This is a genomic window from Nocardia cerradoensis NBRC 101014, from assembly GCF_000308535.1.
Classification (GTDB): Bacteria; Actinomycetota; Actinomycetes; order Mycobacteriales; family Mycobacteriaceae; genus Nocardia; species Nocardia cerradoensis.
On record NZ_BAFW01000008.1, the window covers coordinates 32238 to 49132 of the forward strand.

Sequence of the window (16895 nt, forward strand, 5' to 3'; positions counted from 1 at the left end):
AATGTCATGAGGCCGACCAAGATTCTGGATCTGCTCGCGAACGTCCTGATCGCCGCCGCGGTGGCGTGGGTGGCGACGCGCTGGGCCTATTCGAGCTTTCCGCCGATCACGGTGATCGCGGGCGCCTCGCTGTATCCGGTGGCCGCCGTGGAAGCGGTGCTGGCGTTCGTGATTCGCTCCCGCGTCGGCGAGCACCGCATCGGTGACGGTCCGAAACAGTTGCATCCGATCACCGCGGCCCGCGCGGTGGCGCTGGCGAAGGCCTCGGCGCAGGTGGGTTCCCTGGCGGCCGGCGTGTGGCTGGGCTTCCTGATCTGGGTGCTGCCGCAGCGGTCGGATATGCGCGCGGCTGCCTCGGACACCCCCGGCGCCATCGTGGGTCTGATCGCCGGTGTGGTGTTGGTCGCGGCCGCGCTGTGGCTGGAGTATTGCTGCCGCGCGCCACATGAGCCACCAGACGAACCAGCTACCTCATAGCTAACACAGTTGAGTCGAGTTCCGGACCGGCTGCGCGCCGAAATCCGCTATTCGAGTTACCCTTGCGGACATGGTTTCACCCTCCCGTAGCAGTGCTTCCCCGCGACAGCGGGACAACGCGGGAAAAATCGTCGTCGGCGTATTAATTCTGCTCGGTCTGATTGCCAGCGTGTTTCTGATTTTCAGCAACAATGTGCAGTTGGTTCGGGTCGGTTTGGTCGCGGCTCTGTGGGCCGCCGCGGTGGCCGCGCTGGCGGCGACCCGCTACCGCCGGGATGCGGCGATCGATCAGGCCAAGGCCCGTGACCTGCAGAAGGTCTACGAGTTGCAGCTCGAACGCGAGATCACCGCCCGGCGCGAATACGAACTCGGCGTCGAATCGCGGGTGCGCCGGGAGGTCGGCGCGGACGCCGCCGAACTGGCCGCGCTGCGGAGCGAGCTGACCGTGTTGCGCGAAAGCCTGCAGCGGCTGTTCGACGGCGACCTACTGGTCGACCGACCGGCGCTGCGCGCCGAGGCTGTGCGCGTACAGGAGCTCACCCGCGCCACCGTGGCGAACGGTAGCTCGCAGGAAACCGACACCTGGGACGCGTGGAGTGCGCCGGCCGTGCCGCTGCACGTGGTCTCGCCGGTCTTCGATCCGGACCATCCCGAACCCCCGGCCTTCGCCAGCCCCTACGACGATCCGGTGACGGCCGAGACTGCCGTGGTGTCGGCGGAGGCGTCGGACGAGGAGGGAGAATCGCCGGGGTCCGTATCGCCGGGGTCCGTATCGCCGGAGTCTGCATCGTCGAAGGCCGGATCCTCGAACGCCGAATCGTCGAAGGTCGAGGCCGCCGGATCCGAATCCGCCCAGGCGGCCGGTGACGAGCACGCCGACCCCGCGGCGACCTCGGCGAAATCCGGCACCGCGGCGGCGAACGAAACGTCCGAACCGGCGGGGAGCGGCGCGGATTCGGCCTCCGAATCCGGCGACTCGCGTCCGAATTCCGCGGTGCCGCGGCTGGCTCCCGTCCGACCGGCGACGACCATGGGCACCGCCGGTTCCCGCCGCCGTCGCCACGCCGATTCCGACGAGGATCAGCCGGGACGCAAGCTCACCGTCGCGGAGATCATGGCGAATCTGCGATCGGAGCAGAACAGCTCGTCGTAATACCCGCGACGGCGGCCCTGAAACAGGTTGCATGTGACGCGCAGTATCGGTAACTTCGCAGGAGGAGTATGCGAAGGAGACACCGAAGATGCTGTCCACTGCTGTAAAGAACACGTCGGCCGATCCCGAGTATCACGAGATCCTGCGTGGTCTGTCCGAGGGTTCGGTGCACAAGAACTTCGACCCCTACGTCGACATCGATTGGGAATCACCGGAATTCGCGGTCGATCCGACCGACACCCGCTGGGTCATGCCGGACGAGGATCCGCTGGGCCGCCACCCCTGGTACAAGGCGCAGCCGGTGGAACGCCAGATCGCGATGGGTATGTGGCGGCAGGCCGGCATCGCCAAGGTCGGCCTGGATTTCGAACAGCTGCTCATCCGCGGCCTGATGCAGTACCTGGTGTCGGTGCCCAACGGTGATCCGGAATTCCGCTACGTGACGCACGAGGCGGCCGAAGAGTGCAACCACACGATGATGTTCCAGGAGATGATCAACCGCATCGGCGAGGATGTGGTCGGCATGGGCACCATCGACCGCAAGCTCACCATGATCATCTGGCCGGCCGTGAAGTATTTCCCGGAGCTGTTCTTCACGATGATTCTCGGTGGTGAGGAACCCATCGACCACCTGCAGAAATCGCTGCTGCGCGCCGGCACCGACCTGCATCCGATGGTGCAGCGGGTGATGCAGATCCACGTGGCCGAAGAGGCCCGCCACATCTCGTTCGCGCACGAATATCTGCGCCGCAACGTGCCCGGCATGAATCCGGCCACGAAGTTCGTGCTGTCGCTGCTCTTCCCGACCGCGATGCGGATCATGCTCGACATGATCATGACTCCGCCCAAGGAGTTCGTGGAAAAGTTCGACATCCCCGCGGAGGTGATGCGCGAGGCCTACTGGGGCAGCGCGGAGTCCCAGGTCACCATGCGCAACATCTTCGGCGACGTCCGTGCCCTGGCCACCACGAGCGGCTTGATGAACCCTGTAGCCAAGGTCGCCTGGCGCCTCCTGGGAATCCACGGCCCCACCTCCCGCTACCGCAGCGAACCCGCCCGCAAGGCCGCGTAGGGCCCAGCTTCGCCGAGTAGGCCATCCGTCGGGGTGTACATCGAAACGATGTACACCCCGACAAGGTACTGAGGGAAATATCACGCGCCCCGGCTCTGGCAGCGCCCCCGGTCACTACCTATTCTCGACTCGTAACGTCCGGTACCCGCCATGCGGGACTGGAACGCCTTCCGAGAGGACAACGGTGACCTCCGATTTTTCGCGGCCCGACGAGGCCGATTCATCGCGCCCCGCCGCGCCCGCGGCATCGGGCACATCCGCTGTTTCCGGCTCCGATCCGGCGCCGGCTCGGCTGACGGTCGGCATCGTGTCGGCGGGCCGGGTGGGTTCGGCGCTGGGTGTCGCGCTGGAGCGTGCCGGGCATGTGGTGTTCGGGGTGTCCGCGATTTCCGATGCGTCGCGGCATCGGGCGCGGACGCGGTTGCCGGAGGCGCAGATCTTGCCGGTGGAGGAGATCGCGGCCCGCAGCGAACTGCTGATCCTGGCGGTACCGGACAGTGAACTGCCCGGTCTGGTGGCCGGTTTGGCGGCCGCGCGGGTGGTCCGCCCGGGAACGATCGTCGCGCATACCTCGGGGGCGAACGGCGTGGCCGTACTGTCCCCGCTGACCGGTGTCCGCCCGCTGGCGATCCATCCGGCGATGACCTTCACCGGCCACGACGAGGACACCGCGCGCTTGGCGAATGCCTGTTTCGGGATCACCGCGGCCGACGAGATCGGTTATGCGATCGCGCAGTCGCTGGTGATCGAGATGGGCGGCGAACCGGTCCGGGTGCCGGAGGAGAACCGGGCGCTGTATCACGCGGCTCTCGCGCACGGCAGTAATCATCTGGTCACCCTGATCGTCGATGCGGTGGCGGCGTTGCGGGCGGCGTTGGACGGCCCGGGTCTGCTGGGGCAGCAGGTGGTCGACGAGCAGCCCAACGGTTTGGCGGAGCGGATGCTGGCGCCGCTGGCGTCGGCGGCGCTGGACAACGCGCTGCGCCGGGGTCTGCCGGCCTTGACCGGCCCGGTGGCGCGTGGTGACGCCCTCGCGGTCTCGGCGCACCTGGAGGCACTGGCCGCGGCCGATCCGGAGCTGGCCGAGAGCTATCGCGCGATGTCGCTGCGGACGGCGCAGCTGGCCCGCACGAGTCCGGATCTGATCGGTCTGCTGGAGGGACACTGATGTCGAATTCGCGAGCGAAGAAGCTGACCCCGGAGCAGTTGCGCACCCTGTATCGCCCGGGCGAGCTGACGGTGGTGCACGAGCCGGCCGCGCTCTCGGCGGTGACCTCCGCACTGCGCGGGGTGGGTCGCACGGTCGCGCTGGTGCCGACGATGGGTGCCCTGCACGAGGGCCATCTGGAGTTGGTGCGCCGCGCCAAGCGCACGAATCAGGTTGTGGTGGTGTCGATTTTCGTCAACCCGCTGCAGTTCGGCGAGAACGAGGACTTCGACAAGTATCCGCGCACGCTCGACAGCGATGTGGCGCTGTTGCGTGACGAGGGCGTGGCGCTGGTGTTCGCGCCGAGCGTGGCCCAGATGTATCCGGAGGGCCCGCGGACCTCGGTCCATCCGGGACCGCTCGGCGCCGAGTTGGAGGGCGCCAGCCGCCCGACCCACTTCGCGGGGATGTTGACGGTGGTGGCGAAACTGCTGCAGATCGTCCGTCCGCACGAGGCGTTCTTCGGCGAGAAGGACTATCAGCAGCTGACGCTGATCCGGCAGATGGTCCGGGATCTGAACTTCGACGTCGAGATCGTCGCGGTGCCCACGGTGCGCGAATCCGACGGCTTGGCGTTGTCCTCGCGCAACCGCTACCTGGACGAGCAGCAGCGCGAGTCGGCGATCACGCTGTCCGCCGCGCTGGCCGCGGGCCGGCATGCGGCGGGGCGGGGACCCGACGCGGTGGTGGCCGCGGCCCGTTCGGTGCTCGACGGCGCGACCGGTGTCGACGTCGACTACTTGGAGTTGCGTGGTTCCGATCTGGGCCCCATTCCGAGCAGCGGGAACGCTCGTCTGCTGGTGGCCGCCCGCGTCGGCGCCACCCGCCTGATCGACAACCTTCCCGTCACCGTCGTTCCCGCGGTGTCCGATGCGGCGTCCGCGGGGCCCTCCGTGGTTACGCAGGCTGCCGCCTCCGGACCCGTCGCTCCCGCCGACGGCCACAATGCTGTCCCCGATTTCCAGCCTGCCCAGGCCGACGCATAGGAAAGGCGACCACGATGTTGCGCACCATGATGAAGTCGAAGATCCACCGTGCCACGGTGACCCACGCCGATCTGCACTATGTGGGCTCGGTGACCGTGGATCCGGATCTGATGGATGCCGCCGATCTGCTCGAGGGCGAGCAGGTCTGCATCGTCGATATCGACAACGGCGCCCGGCTGGAAACCTATGTGATCGCCGGTGAGCGCGGTTCGGGTGTGATCGGAATCAACGGCGCCGCAGCGCATCTGGTGAATCCGGGTGATCTCGTCATCCTGATCGCCTACGGCATGATGGACGAGGCCGAGCTGCGCGAGTACCAGCCGCGGGTGGTGTTCGTCGACGACCGCAACCGTCCGGTGCAGCTGGGTTCGGACCCGGCGCACGCCCCGGAGGGTTCGGGGTTGACCTCGCCGCGCTCGCTGACCTTCGCCTGAGCCGCGGGCAGCGGGGCGAGGATGCTGCTGACGATCGACGTCCGCAACACCAGTATCGAGATCGGCCTGTTCTCGGGCAGTGGTGCGCACGCGGAACTGGTGCACACCTGGCGTGTGCACACCAATCCGCTGCTGACCGCCGACGAATTCGCCATGCAGGTACGGGGTTTGGTGGGCGAGCGGCTGGATCAGGTGGTCGGGGTGTCGGCGCTGTCGACGGTGCCGCCGGTGCTGCGGGAGTTGCGAACCATGCTGGGCCGGTACTGGTCGCATGTGCCGCACGTGCTGGTGGAACCCGGTGTGCGCACCGGAATTCCGCTGCTGGTCGACAATCCGAAAGAGGTCGGCGCCGACCGGATCGTGAATTGCCTTGCGGCATATCACCGTTTCGAATCGCCGGCGATCGTGGTCGACTTCGGCACCGCCATCTGTGTCGACCTGGTGTCGGCGAAGGGTGAATTCCTCGGCGGGACGATCGCGCCCGGGGTGGAGATCTCCACCGAGGCGCTGGTGGCCCGCAGTGCGCTGCGGCGCGCGGAGCTGGCCCGCCCGCGTTCGGTGGTGGGTAAGAACAGCATGGAATGCATGCAGTCCGGTGCGGTGTTCGGCTTCGCCGGACTGGTCGACGGCTTGATCGACCGGATTCGCGACGAGCTCGACGCCTTCGCCGGCGACGACGTGTCGGTGGTGGCGACGGGCCCGACCGCACCGCTGATCGTCCCCGAATCCGAGACCATCGATCACCACGAGCCGCATCTGACGCTGGACGGCCTGCGTCTGGTCTACGAGCGCAACCAGCAGCGCCGCCGCCCCTGACGGCGCTGCTGTGGGGTGAAACACACCGCGCTTGCACGCGCCGGTCACCCTGCTAGACTTCGGCTCGTGACTTTCCGCGTGAGCACCCAGGAGTGTTGTCGAGGCTGATTCGCCTCGGCTGATTGTCGAGGCTGCGTTTCCGCCCTCGGCCATCCACTACTCCTGGAGCTTCGCTCATGCGTTCCTCTGTAATCGCCTCTGCTGTTACCTCCGCCGCGAGTGCTGACGCCGCGCGTCGCCGGACGGGGCAGTTGCCGCCCACTCGCCCGGCCAATCGGCTCGCCGCGGAGATCACCGATCGTTCGGTCTCGTCCGCGTTGCCGACCCGGCTGCGTCCGGCGGATCTGCTGCGGCTGACCGACGAGGGTGCCGAGGACGTACTGGCCGGCCGCTTCGACCATCTGCTCCCGTCGGCCGGCGTGTGGCCCACCGAAAACCGTTGGGCGGTACGCCTTCTCGCCGACGATGAGGTCGACGTCTGGTTGATCAGCTGGGTGCCGGACCGGTCGACGGAATTACACGACCATGCCGGCTCGCTCGGCGCCCTGACCGTGCTGAGCGGCGCGCTCTCGGAATTCCGCTGGAACGGTAAGGAATTGCGTCAGCGCACCCTCGCCGCCGGCGATCAGGCCTCGTTCCCGCTCGGCTGGGTACACGACGTGGTGCGTGCCCCGGACCACGTCGCGGGTGTGCCCGAACCGTCGAATCCGACGCTGTCGGTACACGCGTATTCACCACCCCTGTCCGCCATGTCGTATTACGAAGTGACCGGCCACGGAACGTTGCGGCGCACCCGTACCGTGCTCACCGACCAGCCCGAAGGCGATGTGAAATGACGCACACGCATCTCACCATCAATGACATGCTGGAGGCGGCGCGCGCGCGATTGACGCGCATGTACGCGTTCGAATTACCCGAGGCGATCGCGCGCGGCGCCCTGCTGGTCGATATTCGCCCGCAAGCCCAGCGCGTCAAGGAGGGCACCCTGCCGGGCGCCTTGGTGATCGAGCGCAATGTGCTGGAGTGGCGGCTCGACCCCACCAGCCCCGCGCGGCTCGCGCTGGCCACCGATCACGATCGCGAATGGGTGATCGTCTGCTCGGAGGGTTACACCTCTAGTTTGGCGGCCGCCACACTGCAGGAGTTGGGTCTGCACCGGGCCACCGATCTGGTCGGTGGCTATCAGGCGGTAAAGGCCGCGGGGCTGCTGTCGGTGGCCGCCGGCGCACCGCATCTGGCCGGTGAGATCAACGCACTCGTCTCGCTGTAATCGCCCGGGTGAGCGGGGGTCGGGCGCGCGCAAAAGGATTTCCGGCGCACGATAGGGTGGTTCGCTGTGAGCACCCCGAACAGCCCTTCGTCCGGTGGCTCCGCGGGCCGGGTTCCTGCGGGGCAATCGCATCCTGCCGCAGCGGAAGTCGACGTTCCCGAACAGATGCGGATCCGCCGGGAGAAGCGTGAGCGGCTGATCGACGCGGGCGTCGAGGCGTATCCGGTCGTGGTGCCGCGGACCCACAGCCTCGCCGAGATCCGCGCCGCCTATCCCGACCTCGAGCCCGACACCAGCACCGGAGTGCAGGCCGGTGTGGCCGGCCGGGTCATCTTCATGCGCAATACCGGCAAACTGTGCTTCGCCACGCTGCAGGAGGGTGACGGCACCAAGCTGCAGGCGATGATCAGTCTGAACGGTGTCGGTGCCGACGCGCTGGCGGCGTGGAAGGCCGATGTCGATCTGGGCGATTTCGTCTTCGTGCACGGCGAGGTCATCTCCTCCCGTACCGGGGAACTGAGCGTGATGGCCGATTCCTGGTCGATGGCGGCCAAATCGCTGCGTCCGCTGCCGGTGGCGCACAAGGAGTTGAGCGAGGAGTCGCGGGTCCGGCAGCGCTATGTCGACCTCATCGTGCGGCCGGAGGCGCGGGAGAACGCCCGCACCCGGATCGCGGCGGTGCGCGCACTGCGAAATGCGTTGGAGCGCAGGGGTTTCCTCGAGGTCGAGACGCCGATGTTGCAGACCCTGCACGGGGGCGCGGCGGCGCGTCCGTTCGTCACCCATTCCAATGCGCTGGATATGGATCTGTATCTGCGCATCGCGCCGGAGTTGTTCCTCAAGCGATGCGTGGTGGGCGGGATCGAGAAGGTCTTCGAGATCAACCGCAACTTCCGCAACGAGGGCGCCGACTCGACGCATTCGCCCGAGTTCGCGATGTTGGAAACTTATGAGGCCTACGGCACCTACGACGATTCCGCGCTGATGATGCGGGAATTGATCCAGGAAGTCGCGCAAGAGGTCTTCGGCACTCAGGTCGTCACGCTCGCCGACGGTACGGAATACGATCTGAGTGGTGAGTGGAACACCGTCGAGATGTATCCCTCGCTATCCGATTCGCTGGGGGTCGAGGTAACGCCGGAAACTACTGTTCCGGAATTGCTGGCACTGGCCGATCGAGTCGGTCTGGAAATTCCTCCGGACAAGGGTTACGGCCACGGCAAACTTGTCGAGGAACTGTGGGAACACAGCTATGGCGACAAGCTCTATGCCCCCACTTTCGTGCGTGACTTCCCGGTGGAGACGTCGCCGCTGACGCGGCAGCACCGAAGTAAGCCGGGCGTCACGGAGAAGTGGGATCTGTATGTCCGCGGATTCGAGTTGGCCACCGGCTATTCGGAACTCGTGGATCCGGTCGTGCAGCGGGAACGTTTTGTCGACCAGGCCAGACTGGCCGCCGCTGGTGACGACGAGGCCATGCGGCTGGACGAGGACTTCCTCGCCGCCATGGAACACGGTATGCCGCCGACAACGGGTACCGGTATGGGAATCGACCGCTTGCTGATGGCACTGACCGGACTCGGAATCCGGGAAACCATACTCTTCCCAATTGTGCGTCCGTCCGGTCGCTGAGTACCGGGATTGAATGCCGATTCCCCGTCTTGGAAATTTCGTATCTAGAGGTATTCTCGACTCGGGCATCGGCCTGGTATCCGGGTCGCACGATTTCGAGAGGACGTTCATCTCATGGCAAAGAAGGTCACCGTTAGCCTGATCGACGATGTCGATGGTGAGTCCATTGCGGACGAGACCATCGAGTTCGCGATCGACGGTGTTTCGTACGAGATCGACCTGTCCGCGGCGAATGCGGCGAAGCTGCGCGACGGGCTGGACGTGTGGGTCGCCAATGCCCGTCGGGTGAGCGGTCGCCGGCGCAGCAAGCCGGTCGGTGCGACCACCGGTGCGCCGAAGGGCCGAGTTTCCATGGATCGCGAACAGAGTGCGGCAATTCGGGAATGGGCGCGGCGCAAGGGCCACAAGGTTTCCGCGCGCGGTCGCATCTCCGCCGATGTCGTGGAGAGCTACCACAAGGAAGTCGGCCGCAACAACTAGTGCGGTCGAAAAGACCCGGCTGCGTCTGTGCCGCTGCCGCCCGGAGGAATCGTGCGACGTCCGGGCGGCAGCGGCATTTCCATGCGGTGACGGCATTTCCGCGGTCGCGCGCGGACGGCCCGGCGTGGTGATCTTGCTCGCCGCCGCGTCGGCGCGGCACCATGGGGCCTATGCAGACCACGTCACTGGCGGTACGAGAGTGGGGGTAGCAACGCGGTGACGGACATTCACGAATCGTTTCTCCGGTTCATCGACGACACGGGCAGCCGGCACGAACTGGCGCTGACCCCGGATCATCAGCGCATCACCATCGGGCGTTCGCCGCAGGCGGATCTGTCGCTGGGCTGGGATGCGGAGGTGTCGCGACTGCACGCGGCCGTGGAATATCTCGGCGCGCACTGGACGATCGTCGACGACGGACTGTCGCGCAACGGCACCTTCGTCAACGGGGAGCGACTGGTCGGCCGCCGCCGGCTCGAGGCCGGCGACCGCATCCGGGTCGGTACCTCGACGCTGTCGTTCCACGATTACACCGGCACGGTCGACGACGCGACCCGGACTTCGGTCGGCTCGGTCCCGAGTCCGCGATCGCTCACCGATACCCAGCGCGCGGTACTGATCGCGCTGTGCCGCCCATATCGCGACAACACCGAATTCGCCACGCCCGCATCCAATCAGCAGATCGCCGACGAGTTGTACCTGAGCGTGGATGCGATCAAAACCCATCTGCGCGCGCTGTTTTCGAAGTTCGGCGTCGAAGACCTGCCGCAGAACCAGAAGCGGGTGCGGCTGGCTGCGCTGGCCATCCAGAACGGCATCATCTCGCACCGCGACCTCTGATACCGGCCGCCGAATGTGACCGGCGATTCCGGTTACCCGCCGGTATCGATCCGAATGGTCCCTTTCCCCGCTAGCGTGTTGAAACACGTTCTAGTTTTTTTTGGGAGGGGATCCCGATGCCGTCTCATTTCGCGCATCTGCCGCGCCGGGCGCTGGGAGCCGCGCTCGTTCTGGCGATCTCGAGCATTCTGTGGGTGACCGCCGCCGCCGCGGCCCACGCCGAATATCCGGTGGACTACAACTTCTTCTCCGGCATTCCGTACGAGCTGCGAAATCCGGGTGGATCCCTGCCCGGCGCCGACGACTGGTCGTGCCGGCCCAGCGACGCCCATCCCGAACCGGTCGTGCTGGTGCACGGCACCGGCGGCGGGGCGCAGACGAACTGGGGCGTGTACGCGCCGCTGCTGGCCAACGCGGGTTACTGCGTCTATTCGCTGACCTACGGCGCCTACGATCTGCCGTGGCCGCTCTCGGCGATCGGCGGGATGCGGCCGATCGAGGACAGTTCGGCGGAACTCGCGGCATTCGTGGACCGGGTGCTGGCGGCGACCGGCGCCGAGAAGGTCGATCTGATCGCGCATTCGCAGGGCAATCTGGTGGGCAACTACTTCGTGAAGCGACTGGGCGGTGCCGACAAGGTCGACAAGTTCGTGGCCATCGCGGCGCCGTGGCTGGGCACCTTCGGCCCGGTGATCGACCCGGCTCGCGAAATCGCGCGGCGCCTGGGCGCGGCGCCGGCCTTCGACGCCGCCCTGGGGGCGAGCCCCTGTGCCGCCTGCGCGCAGATGACGGGTAGCACGGACTTCATCCGCTCCCTGAACGCCGACGGCGTCTACGACCCGGACGTCACCTACACCAATATCGAGACCCGCTACGACGAGCTGGTGGTGCCGTACACCGTCGCCCTGGTGCCCGGCCCGACGACGACGAACATCGTGGTCCAGGACGGCTGCGCGGCGGACTACTCGGAGCACGCGGGCATCGCGGGCAGCGACCGGGCGGCGGCGTTCGCGCTCAACGCCCTGGATCCGGACGATCCGCAGGCGGTGCCCTGCCACTTCATCCCGCCGATCACCGGATAGTCCGGGTCCGGGCCGCGCACCCGCCGTCGCGAAGCGGAAGCGGAAAATTCAGCTGTGGGCGTAGTTGCTGGGGAAACGATCCGGGTTGGAGTCGCGTTAGAACGGTATGACTCGCGTTGTCGCCCGTTCGCAATAGGGTGGACGGACGACGGCCGTGACCCCCGCCAACTACAGTAGAGGCGGGGGATGCAACCCCAGGGCTTCATGGCAGGCTGGCGCCACAGGTGTGAAGCACGAAGCACAACAGCAGCGCCGGATGCCGTGGATAGCGGAGCAGGAAGTGAGGGAGCGATGTTCGAGAGGTTCACCGACCGCGCGCGGCGGGTCGTTGTCCTGGCCCAAGAAGAGGCTCGGATGCTCAACCACAACTACATCGGCACCGAGCACATCCTGCTGGGCCTGATCCACGAGGGTGAGGGTGTCGCGGCGAAGTCCCTGGAGTCCCTGGGAATTTCGCTCGAGGGTGTGCGCAGCCAGGTGGAGGAGATCATCGGGCAGGGCCAGCAGGCGCCGTCCGGTCACATCCCCTTCACCCCCCGGGCCAAGAAGGTGCTGGAGCTGAGTCTGCGCGAAGCGCTGCAGCTCGGCCACAACTACATCGGCACCGAGCACATTCTGCTCGGCCTGATTCGTGAGGGCGAAGGCGTCGCGGCCCAGGTGCTGGTGAAGCTGGGCGCCGACCTCAACCGGGTGCGGCAGCAGGTCATCCAGCTGCTGTCCGGCTACCAGGGCGGTAAGGAGGCGGTGGAGTCCGGCGCTCGTGGCGAGTCCGGGACCCCGTCCACCTCGCTGGTCCTCGACCAGTTCGGGCGCAACCTGACCCAGGCGGCACTCGAAGGCAAACTCGACCCCGTCATCGGCCGCTCGAAAGAGATCGAGCGCGTCATGCAGGTGCTGAGCCGCCGCACCAAGAACAACCCGGTCCTGATCGGTGAGCCCGGCGTCGGTAAGACCGCCGTCGTCGAGGGTCTCGCCCAGGCCATCGTCAACGGCGAGGTGCCGGAGACGCTGAAGGACAAGCAGCTCTACACCCTCGACCTGGGTTCCCTGGTCGCGGGCAGCCGCTACCGCGGTGATTTCGAGGAGCGCCTGAAGAAGGTGCTCAAGGAGATCAACACCCGCGGCGACATCATCCTGTTCATCGACGAGCTGCACACGCTCGTGGGTGCGGGTGCCGCCGAGGGCGCGATCGACGCGGCTTCGATTCTGAAGCCGAAGCTGGCCCGCGGTGAGCTGCAGACCATCGGTGCGACCACCCTCGACGAGTACCGCAAGTACATCGAGAAGGACGCCGCCCTGGAGCGCCGGTTCCAGCCGGTCCAGGTGGGCGAGCCGACGGTCGAGCACACCATCAACATCCTCAAGGGTCTGCGCGACCGCTACGAGGCGCATCACCGGGTGTCCATCACCGACGGTGCGCTGGTGGCCGCGGCCACGCTGGCCGACCGGTACATCAACGACCGGTTCCTGCCGGACAAGGCGATCGACCTGATCGACGAGGCGGGCGCGCGCATGCGCATCCGCCGGATGACCGCGCCGCCGGACCTGCGCGAATTCGACGACAAGATCGCCGATGCGCGCCGGGAGAAGGAAAGCGCCATCGACGCGCAGGACTTCGAGAAGGCCGCGCGGCTGCGCGACAAGGAGAAGCAGCTCGTCGCCAAGCGCGCCGAGCGGGAGAAGCAGTGGCGTTCCGGTGATCTGGACGTCGTGGCCGAGGTCGACGACGAGCAGATCGCGGAGGTGCTGGCCAACTGGACCGGTATTCCGGTGTTCAAGCTCACCGAGGAGGAGACCACCCGTCTGCTCCGCATGGAGGACGAGCTGCACAAGCGGATCATCGGCCAGGAGGACGCGGTCAAGGCCGTGTCGAAGGCCATCCGCCGTACTCGCGCCGGCCTGAAGGATCCGAAGCGTCCGTCCGGCTCGTTCATCTTCGCCGGTCCGTCCGGTGTCGGTAAGACCGAGCTGTCCAAGGCGCTGGCGAACTTCCTGTTCGGCGACGACGACGCGCTCATCCAGATCGACATGGGCGAGTTCCACGACCGCTTCACCGCCTCGCGGCTGTTCGGTGCCCCTCCGGGCTACGTCGGCTACGAGGAGGGCGGCCAGCTCACCGAGAAGGTGCGCCGCAAGCCGTTCTCGGTCGTGCTGTTCGACGAGATCGAGAAGGCCCACCAGGAGATCTACAACACCCTGTTGCAGGTGCTGGAGGACGGTCGCCTCACCGACGGCCAGGGCCGGACCGTGGACTTCAAGAACACGGTGCTGATCTTCACCTCGAACCTCGGCACCTCGGACATCTCGAAGGCCGTGGGTCTGGGCTTCTCGCAGTCCAACGCCGAGGGCTCGAACTACGAGCGGATGAAGCTCAAGGTCAACGACGAGCTGAAGAAGCACTTCCGTCCGGAGTTCCTCAACCGCATCGACGACGTCATCGTCTTCCACCAGCTCACCAACGAGCAGATCGTGGAGATGGTGGATCTGATGATCAACCGCGTCGCGACCCAGCTGCGGAACAAGGATATGGAGATCGAGCTCACCGAGAAGGCCAAGAGCCTGCTCGCCAAGCGCGGCTTCGACCCGGTGCTGGGCGCTCGCCCGCTGCGCCGGACGATCCAGCGCGAGATCGAGGATCAGCTCTCGGAGAAGATCCTGTTCGGCGAGCTCGGCCCCGGCCAGATCGTCGAGGTCGACGTCGAGAACTGGGACGGCGAGGGCGCCGGCGAGGAGGCCAAGTTCACCTTCGCCGGTAAGGCCAAGCCCGCGAAGGCGGAGGCCGAACCGGTCGCGGCGCTGGCCGGCGCCGGTGAGGCCACTCCGGAGGCCTCGGGCGAGTAAGTAGTCCATACGAATCGACCGATGCCGGTCACCCCGACGGGGTGACCGGCATCGTCGTATCCGGGTCTCCTGCCCTGAAAATGAGTGGCGGCCGCGCCGGAACCTGTTCCATGCTGGCGATATTCGCGAGTGGAAAGAGGGCTGTGTGCTGACCGATGCCGAGGTGGAGGGCTTCGTCGCCGAGGGTTTCGTCCGAGTGGAGGGTGCGTTCTCCGAGTCCACCGCGGCCGAGGGGCGGGAAATCCTCTGGCGCGCAACCGGATGCGATCCGGCGGATTCCGGAACGTGGACCCGGCCGGTGGTCCGGCTGCCCGGATTCGCCGACCCGCCGTTCGCCCGGGCCGCGCGCAGTCCGCTGCTGGCGCAGGCATGTGATCGGCTGGTCGGCGCGGGCCGATGGGTCGCGTGCCAGGGGCTGGGCACCTTCCCGATTCGCTTCCCGAGCGAGCAGCCGCCGGGCGACGACGGATGGCATATCGACGCGAGTTTCCCGGGCGAGGATCCGCAGGACTATCTGCGGTGGCGCATCAACGTGCGGTCGCGGGGCCGGGGCCTGCTGATGCTGTTCCTGTTCTCCGACGTCGGCCCCGACGATGCGCCGACGCGGATCCGGGTGGGCTCGCATCTGCGGATGGCGAAGGTGCTGGAGCCGTACGGTGCCGCCGGGGTCGCGATGTCGGACCTGGCCGAGGACTTCGCCGCCACCGCGGGTCTTCCGGAAGTCGCGGCGACCGGCCGGGCCGGAGATGTGTATCTGTGCCACCCGTTCCTGGTGCATGCCGCCCAGGCGCATCGCGGCCGGAACCCGAAATTCATGGCCCAGCCGCCGCTGCAGCTGCGCGAACCGTGCGTGCTGGACCGGCCCGACGGTGCGTATTCACCGCTGGAGCTGGCGATCCGGCGGGGACTCGAGCTCGGCGCCACCCGCTGACTACGCGCGGGGACGTACCCGGGATGTGTTCTGCGGACGGATGATTCGCGCCGCCCGGAGGCCGAGGCTGAAGTCATGGACATCGGATTGCATCTCACGAACTTCGCGCTGGACACCCCCTCGGAACGGATCGGATCGCGTCTGGCCGAGGTGGTCCGCACGGCCGAGGGCAGCGGGTTCTCGCTCATCGCGGTGGGTGATCATCTCTGGCAGAGCCCGTGGCTGGGGCGTGTGGAACAGAATGTGCTGGAGGCGTATTCGACGCTGTCGTTCATCGCGGCGCACACCTCGCGGGTGCAGCTGACCGCCGTGGTGTCGGGCGTGCACTATCGGCATCCCGCCATGCTCGGGAAGCTCGTCACCACCTTGGATGTGCTGTCCGGCGGCCGAGCCTGGCTGGGGATCGGGACCGGCACCTCGACCGGCGATGTGGAGGGTTACGGCCTGCCGTTCCCGCCGCTGCGCGACCGCTACGAGATGCTGGAGGAGGCGCTGCGGATCTGCCGGGCCATGTGGACCGGCGAGCATGGAGGGTCGGAACCCTTGTCCGGCAAGCACTTTCACGTCGAACGCCCGCTCAACGCCCCGCAGGCCGTGCGGACCACGCTCTCGGGGCAGCATCGCCCGCATCCGCCGGTGCTCATCGGCGGGGACGGTGCGCGGCGCACGCTGCCGCTGGTGGCACGGTACGCGGATGTGGCGAGCCTGCGGCCGGGGCCCGAGCTGGCGAGCAAGATCGAACTGCTGGACCGGTTGTGCGTGGAGATCGGGCGCGATCCGCGCGAGGTCCGCAAGAGCTGTGTCTTCGCCTTCGATCTCGGACCGGGCGGGGGCGGCGTCGGTCAGGTGCTGGGGCAGCTGAAGCGGATGGCGGATATGGGTATCGACCTGGTGATCGGACGGGTGGCCGGCGTCGACGACCTGACGCCCCTGGAGGTGATGGGGCGCGAGGTGATTCCGGTGGCTGCGGAATTCGGTCGCTGACGGCCGGCGCCCGGGCTACTGCCAGCCGGGGCGGACCAGGCCGGATTCGTAGGCCATCACCACCAGTTGCGTCCGGTCCCGGGCGCCGAGTTTCACCAGGATTCGACTCACATGGGTGCGGGCGGTGGCGGGACTCATGAAGAGCCGCCGGCCGATTTCGGCGTTGGTGAGCCCTTCGGCGACCAGCGCCATCACTTCGCGCTCGCGGTCGGTGAGTTCGGACAGGGCCGCGGTGGGCGCGGGTTTGGCGTGGGTGGCGAATTCGGCGACCAGGCGGCGGGTGACGCTGGGCGAAAGCAGTGCGTCCCCGTCGGCGACCACCCGCACCGCCCGCACCAGATCCGCGGGTTCGGTGTGTTTGACCAGGAACCCCGTGGCGCCCGACCGCATGGCCTCGAAGACGTACTCGTCGAGTTCGAAGGTGGTGAGGACCACCACCTTCACCTCGGCGAGGTCGGGATCGGCGGCGATCTCCCGGGTCGCGGCCAGGCCGTCGAGCACCGGCATCCGGATATCCATCAGAACCACATCTGGGCGCAGTTCCCGGGTCAGCCGCACTGCCTGCTCACCGTTGTCGGCCTCGCCCACGACCGCGATTCCGTCCTGAGCGTCCAGCAGCGCGGCGAATCCGGCGCGGACCAAGGCTTGGTCGTCGGCGACCAGCACGCGAATGTCGTTCACGAAACCTCC

At 67.2% G+C, this 16895-nt stretch carries 17 protein-coding genes; 16 read left to right on the forward strand and 1 reads right to left on the reverse strand.

Going from position 1 to position 16895, the window contains the following annotated elements; genetic code table 11:
• The first annotated feature begins 6 nt into the window (after positions 1–6).
• The 16 genes from ON23_RS01910 (at position 7) to ON23_RS01985 (ending at position 16205) form a co-directional block, all read left to right on the forward strand.
• Positions 7–477 carry a DUF3180 domain-containing protein gene (locus ON23_RS01910; RefSeq protein WP_039775781.1) on the forward strand — a complete coding sequence of 157 codons (471 nt, stop codon included), beginning with the start codon at positions 7–9 and terminating at the stop codon, positions 475–477.
• 70 nt (positions 478–547) lie between these two features.
• A complete protein-coding gene (locus ON23_RS01915) occupies positions 548–1630 on the forward strand; it encodes a DUF6779 domain-containing protein (RefSeq protein ID WP_051041830.1) in 1083 nt (360 codons plus the stop codon).
• Positions 1631–1718: 88 nt separating this feature from the next.
• Positions 1719–2702 carry an AurF N-oxygenase family protein gene (locus ON23_RS01920; protein ID WP_039775706.1) on the forward strand — a complete coding sequence of 328 codons (984 nt, stop codon included), beginning with the start codon at positions 1719–1721 and terminating at the stop codon, positions 2700–2702.
• Positions 2703–2994: 292 nt separating this feature from the next.
• A complete protein-coding gene (locus ON23_RS01925) occupies positions 2995–3870 on the forward strand; it encodes a Rossmann-like and DUF2520 domain-containing protein (protein WP_051041847.1) in 876 nt (291 codons plus the stop codon).
• 38 nt (positions 3871–3908) lie between these two features.
• Positions 3909–4895, forward strand: a complete 987-nt coding sequence (panC, locus tag ON23_RS01930; RefSeq protein ID WP_373282154.1) for a pantoate--beta-alanine ligase — start codon at positions 3909–3911, stop codon at positions 4893–4895.
• A 14-nt stretch (positions 4896–4909) separates the two neighbouring features.
• On the forward strand, positions 4910–5329 hold the full coding sequence (panD, locus tag ON23_RS01935; protein WP_039775707.1) for an aspartate 1-decarboxylase: 420 nt from the start codon (positions 4910–4912) through the stop codon (positions 5327–5329).
• Between the two features lie 21 nt (positions 5330–5350).
• The gene (locus ON23_RS01940; protein WP_039775709.1) at positions 5351–6145 is read left to right on the forward strand and encodes a type III pantothenate kinase; all 795 of its coding nucleotides are present in this window, start codon (positions 5351–5353) and stop codon (positions 6143–6145) included.
• 176 nt (positions 6146–6321) lie between these two features.
• The gene (locus ON23_RS01945; protein ID WP_083903637.1) at positions 6322–6981 is read left to right on the forward strand and encodes a cupin domain-containing protein; all 660 of its coding nucleotides are present in this window, start codon (positions 6322–6324) and stop codon (positions 6979–6981) included.
• A complete protein-coding gene (locus ON23_RS01950; RefSeq protein WP_039775710.1) occupies positions 6978–7415 on the forward strand; it encodes a rhodanese-like domain-containing protein in 438 nt (145 codons plus the stop codon). Before ON23_RS01945 ends, ON23_RS01950 begins: the two co-directional genes overlap by 4 nt.
• Positions 7416–7580: 165 nt before the next feature.
• On the forward strand, positions 7581–9047 hold the full coding sequence (gene lysS, locus ON23_RS01955) for a lysine--tRNA ligase (RefSeq protein ID WP_036497454.1): 1467 nt from the start codon (positions 7581–7583) through the stop codon (positions 9045–9047).
• A gap of 114 nt (positions 9048–9161) precedes the next feature.
• Complete coding sequence (locus ON23_RS01960; RefSeq protein WP_030517338.1) at positions 9162–9527, forward strand: histone-like nucleoid-structuring protein Lsr2; 366 nt, start codon at positions 9162–9164, stop codon at positions 9525–9527.
• A 216-nt stretch (positions 9528–9743) separates the two neighbouring features.
• Positions 9744–10367: an FHA domain-containing protein gene (locus ON23_RS01965; protein ID WP_039775713.1), complete on the forward strand. Its 624-nt coding sequence runs from the start codon at positions 9744–9746 to the stop codon at positions 10365–10367.
• Positions 10368–10483: 116 nt separating this feature from the next.
• The gene (locus tag ON23_RS01970; protein ID WP_039775715.1) at positions 10484–11449 is read left to right on the forward strand and encodes an esterase/lipase family protein; all 966 of its coding nucleotides are present in this window, start codon (positions 10484–10486) and stop codon (positions 11447–11449) included.
• Between the two features lie 291 nt (positions 11450–11740).
• The gene (locus ON23_RS01975) at positions 11741–14290 is read left to right on the forward strand and encodes an ATP-dependent Clp protease ATP-binding subunit (protein WP_039775717.1); all 2550 of its coding nucleotides are present in this window, start codon (positions 11741–11743) and stop codon (positions 14288–14290) included.
• A gap of 145 nt (positions 14291–14435) precedes the next feature.
• Positions 14436–15221: a phytanoyl-CoA dioxygenase family protein gene (locus tag ON23_RS01980; RefSeq protein ID WP_039775720.1), complete on the forward strand. Its 786-nt coding sequence runs from the start codon at positions 14436–14438 to the stop codon at positions 15219–15221.
• A 75-nt stretch (positions 15222–15296) separates the two neighbouring features.
• Positions 15297–16205: an LLM class flavin-dependent oxidoreductase gene (locus ON23_RS01985; protein ID WP_039775722.1), complete on the forward strand. Its 909-nt coding sequence runs from the start codon at positions 15297–15299 to the stop codon at positions 16203–16205.
• Positions 16206–16220: 15 nt separating this feature from the next.
• Here the strand turns inward: ON23_RS01985 and ON23_RS01990 are convergent, their stop codons facing one another.
• Positions 16221–16886 (reverse strand): response regulator transcription factor, encoded by a 666-nt coding sequence (locus ON23_RS01990; protein WP_039775725.1) that lies wholly within the window; start codon positions 16884–16886, stop codon positions 16221–16223.
• Positions 16887–16895: the final 9 nt, after the last annotated feature.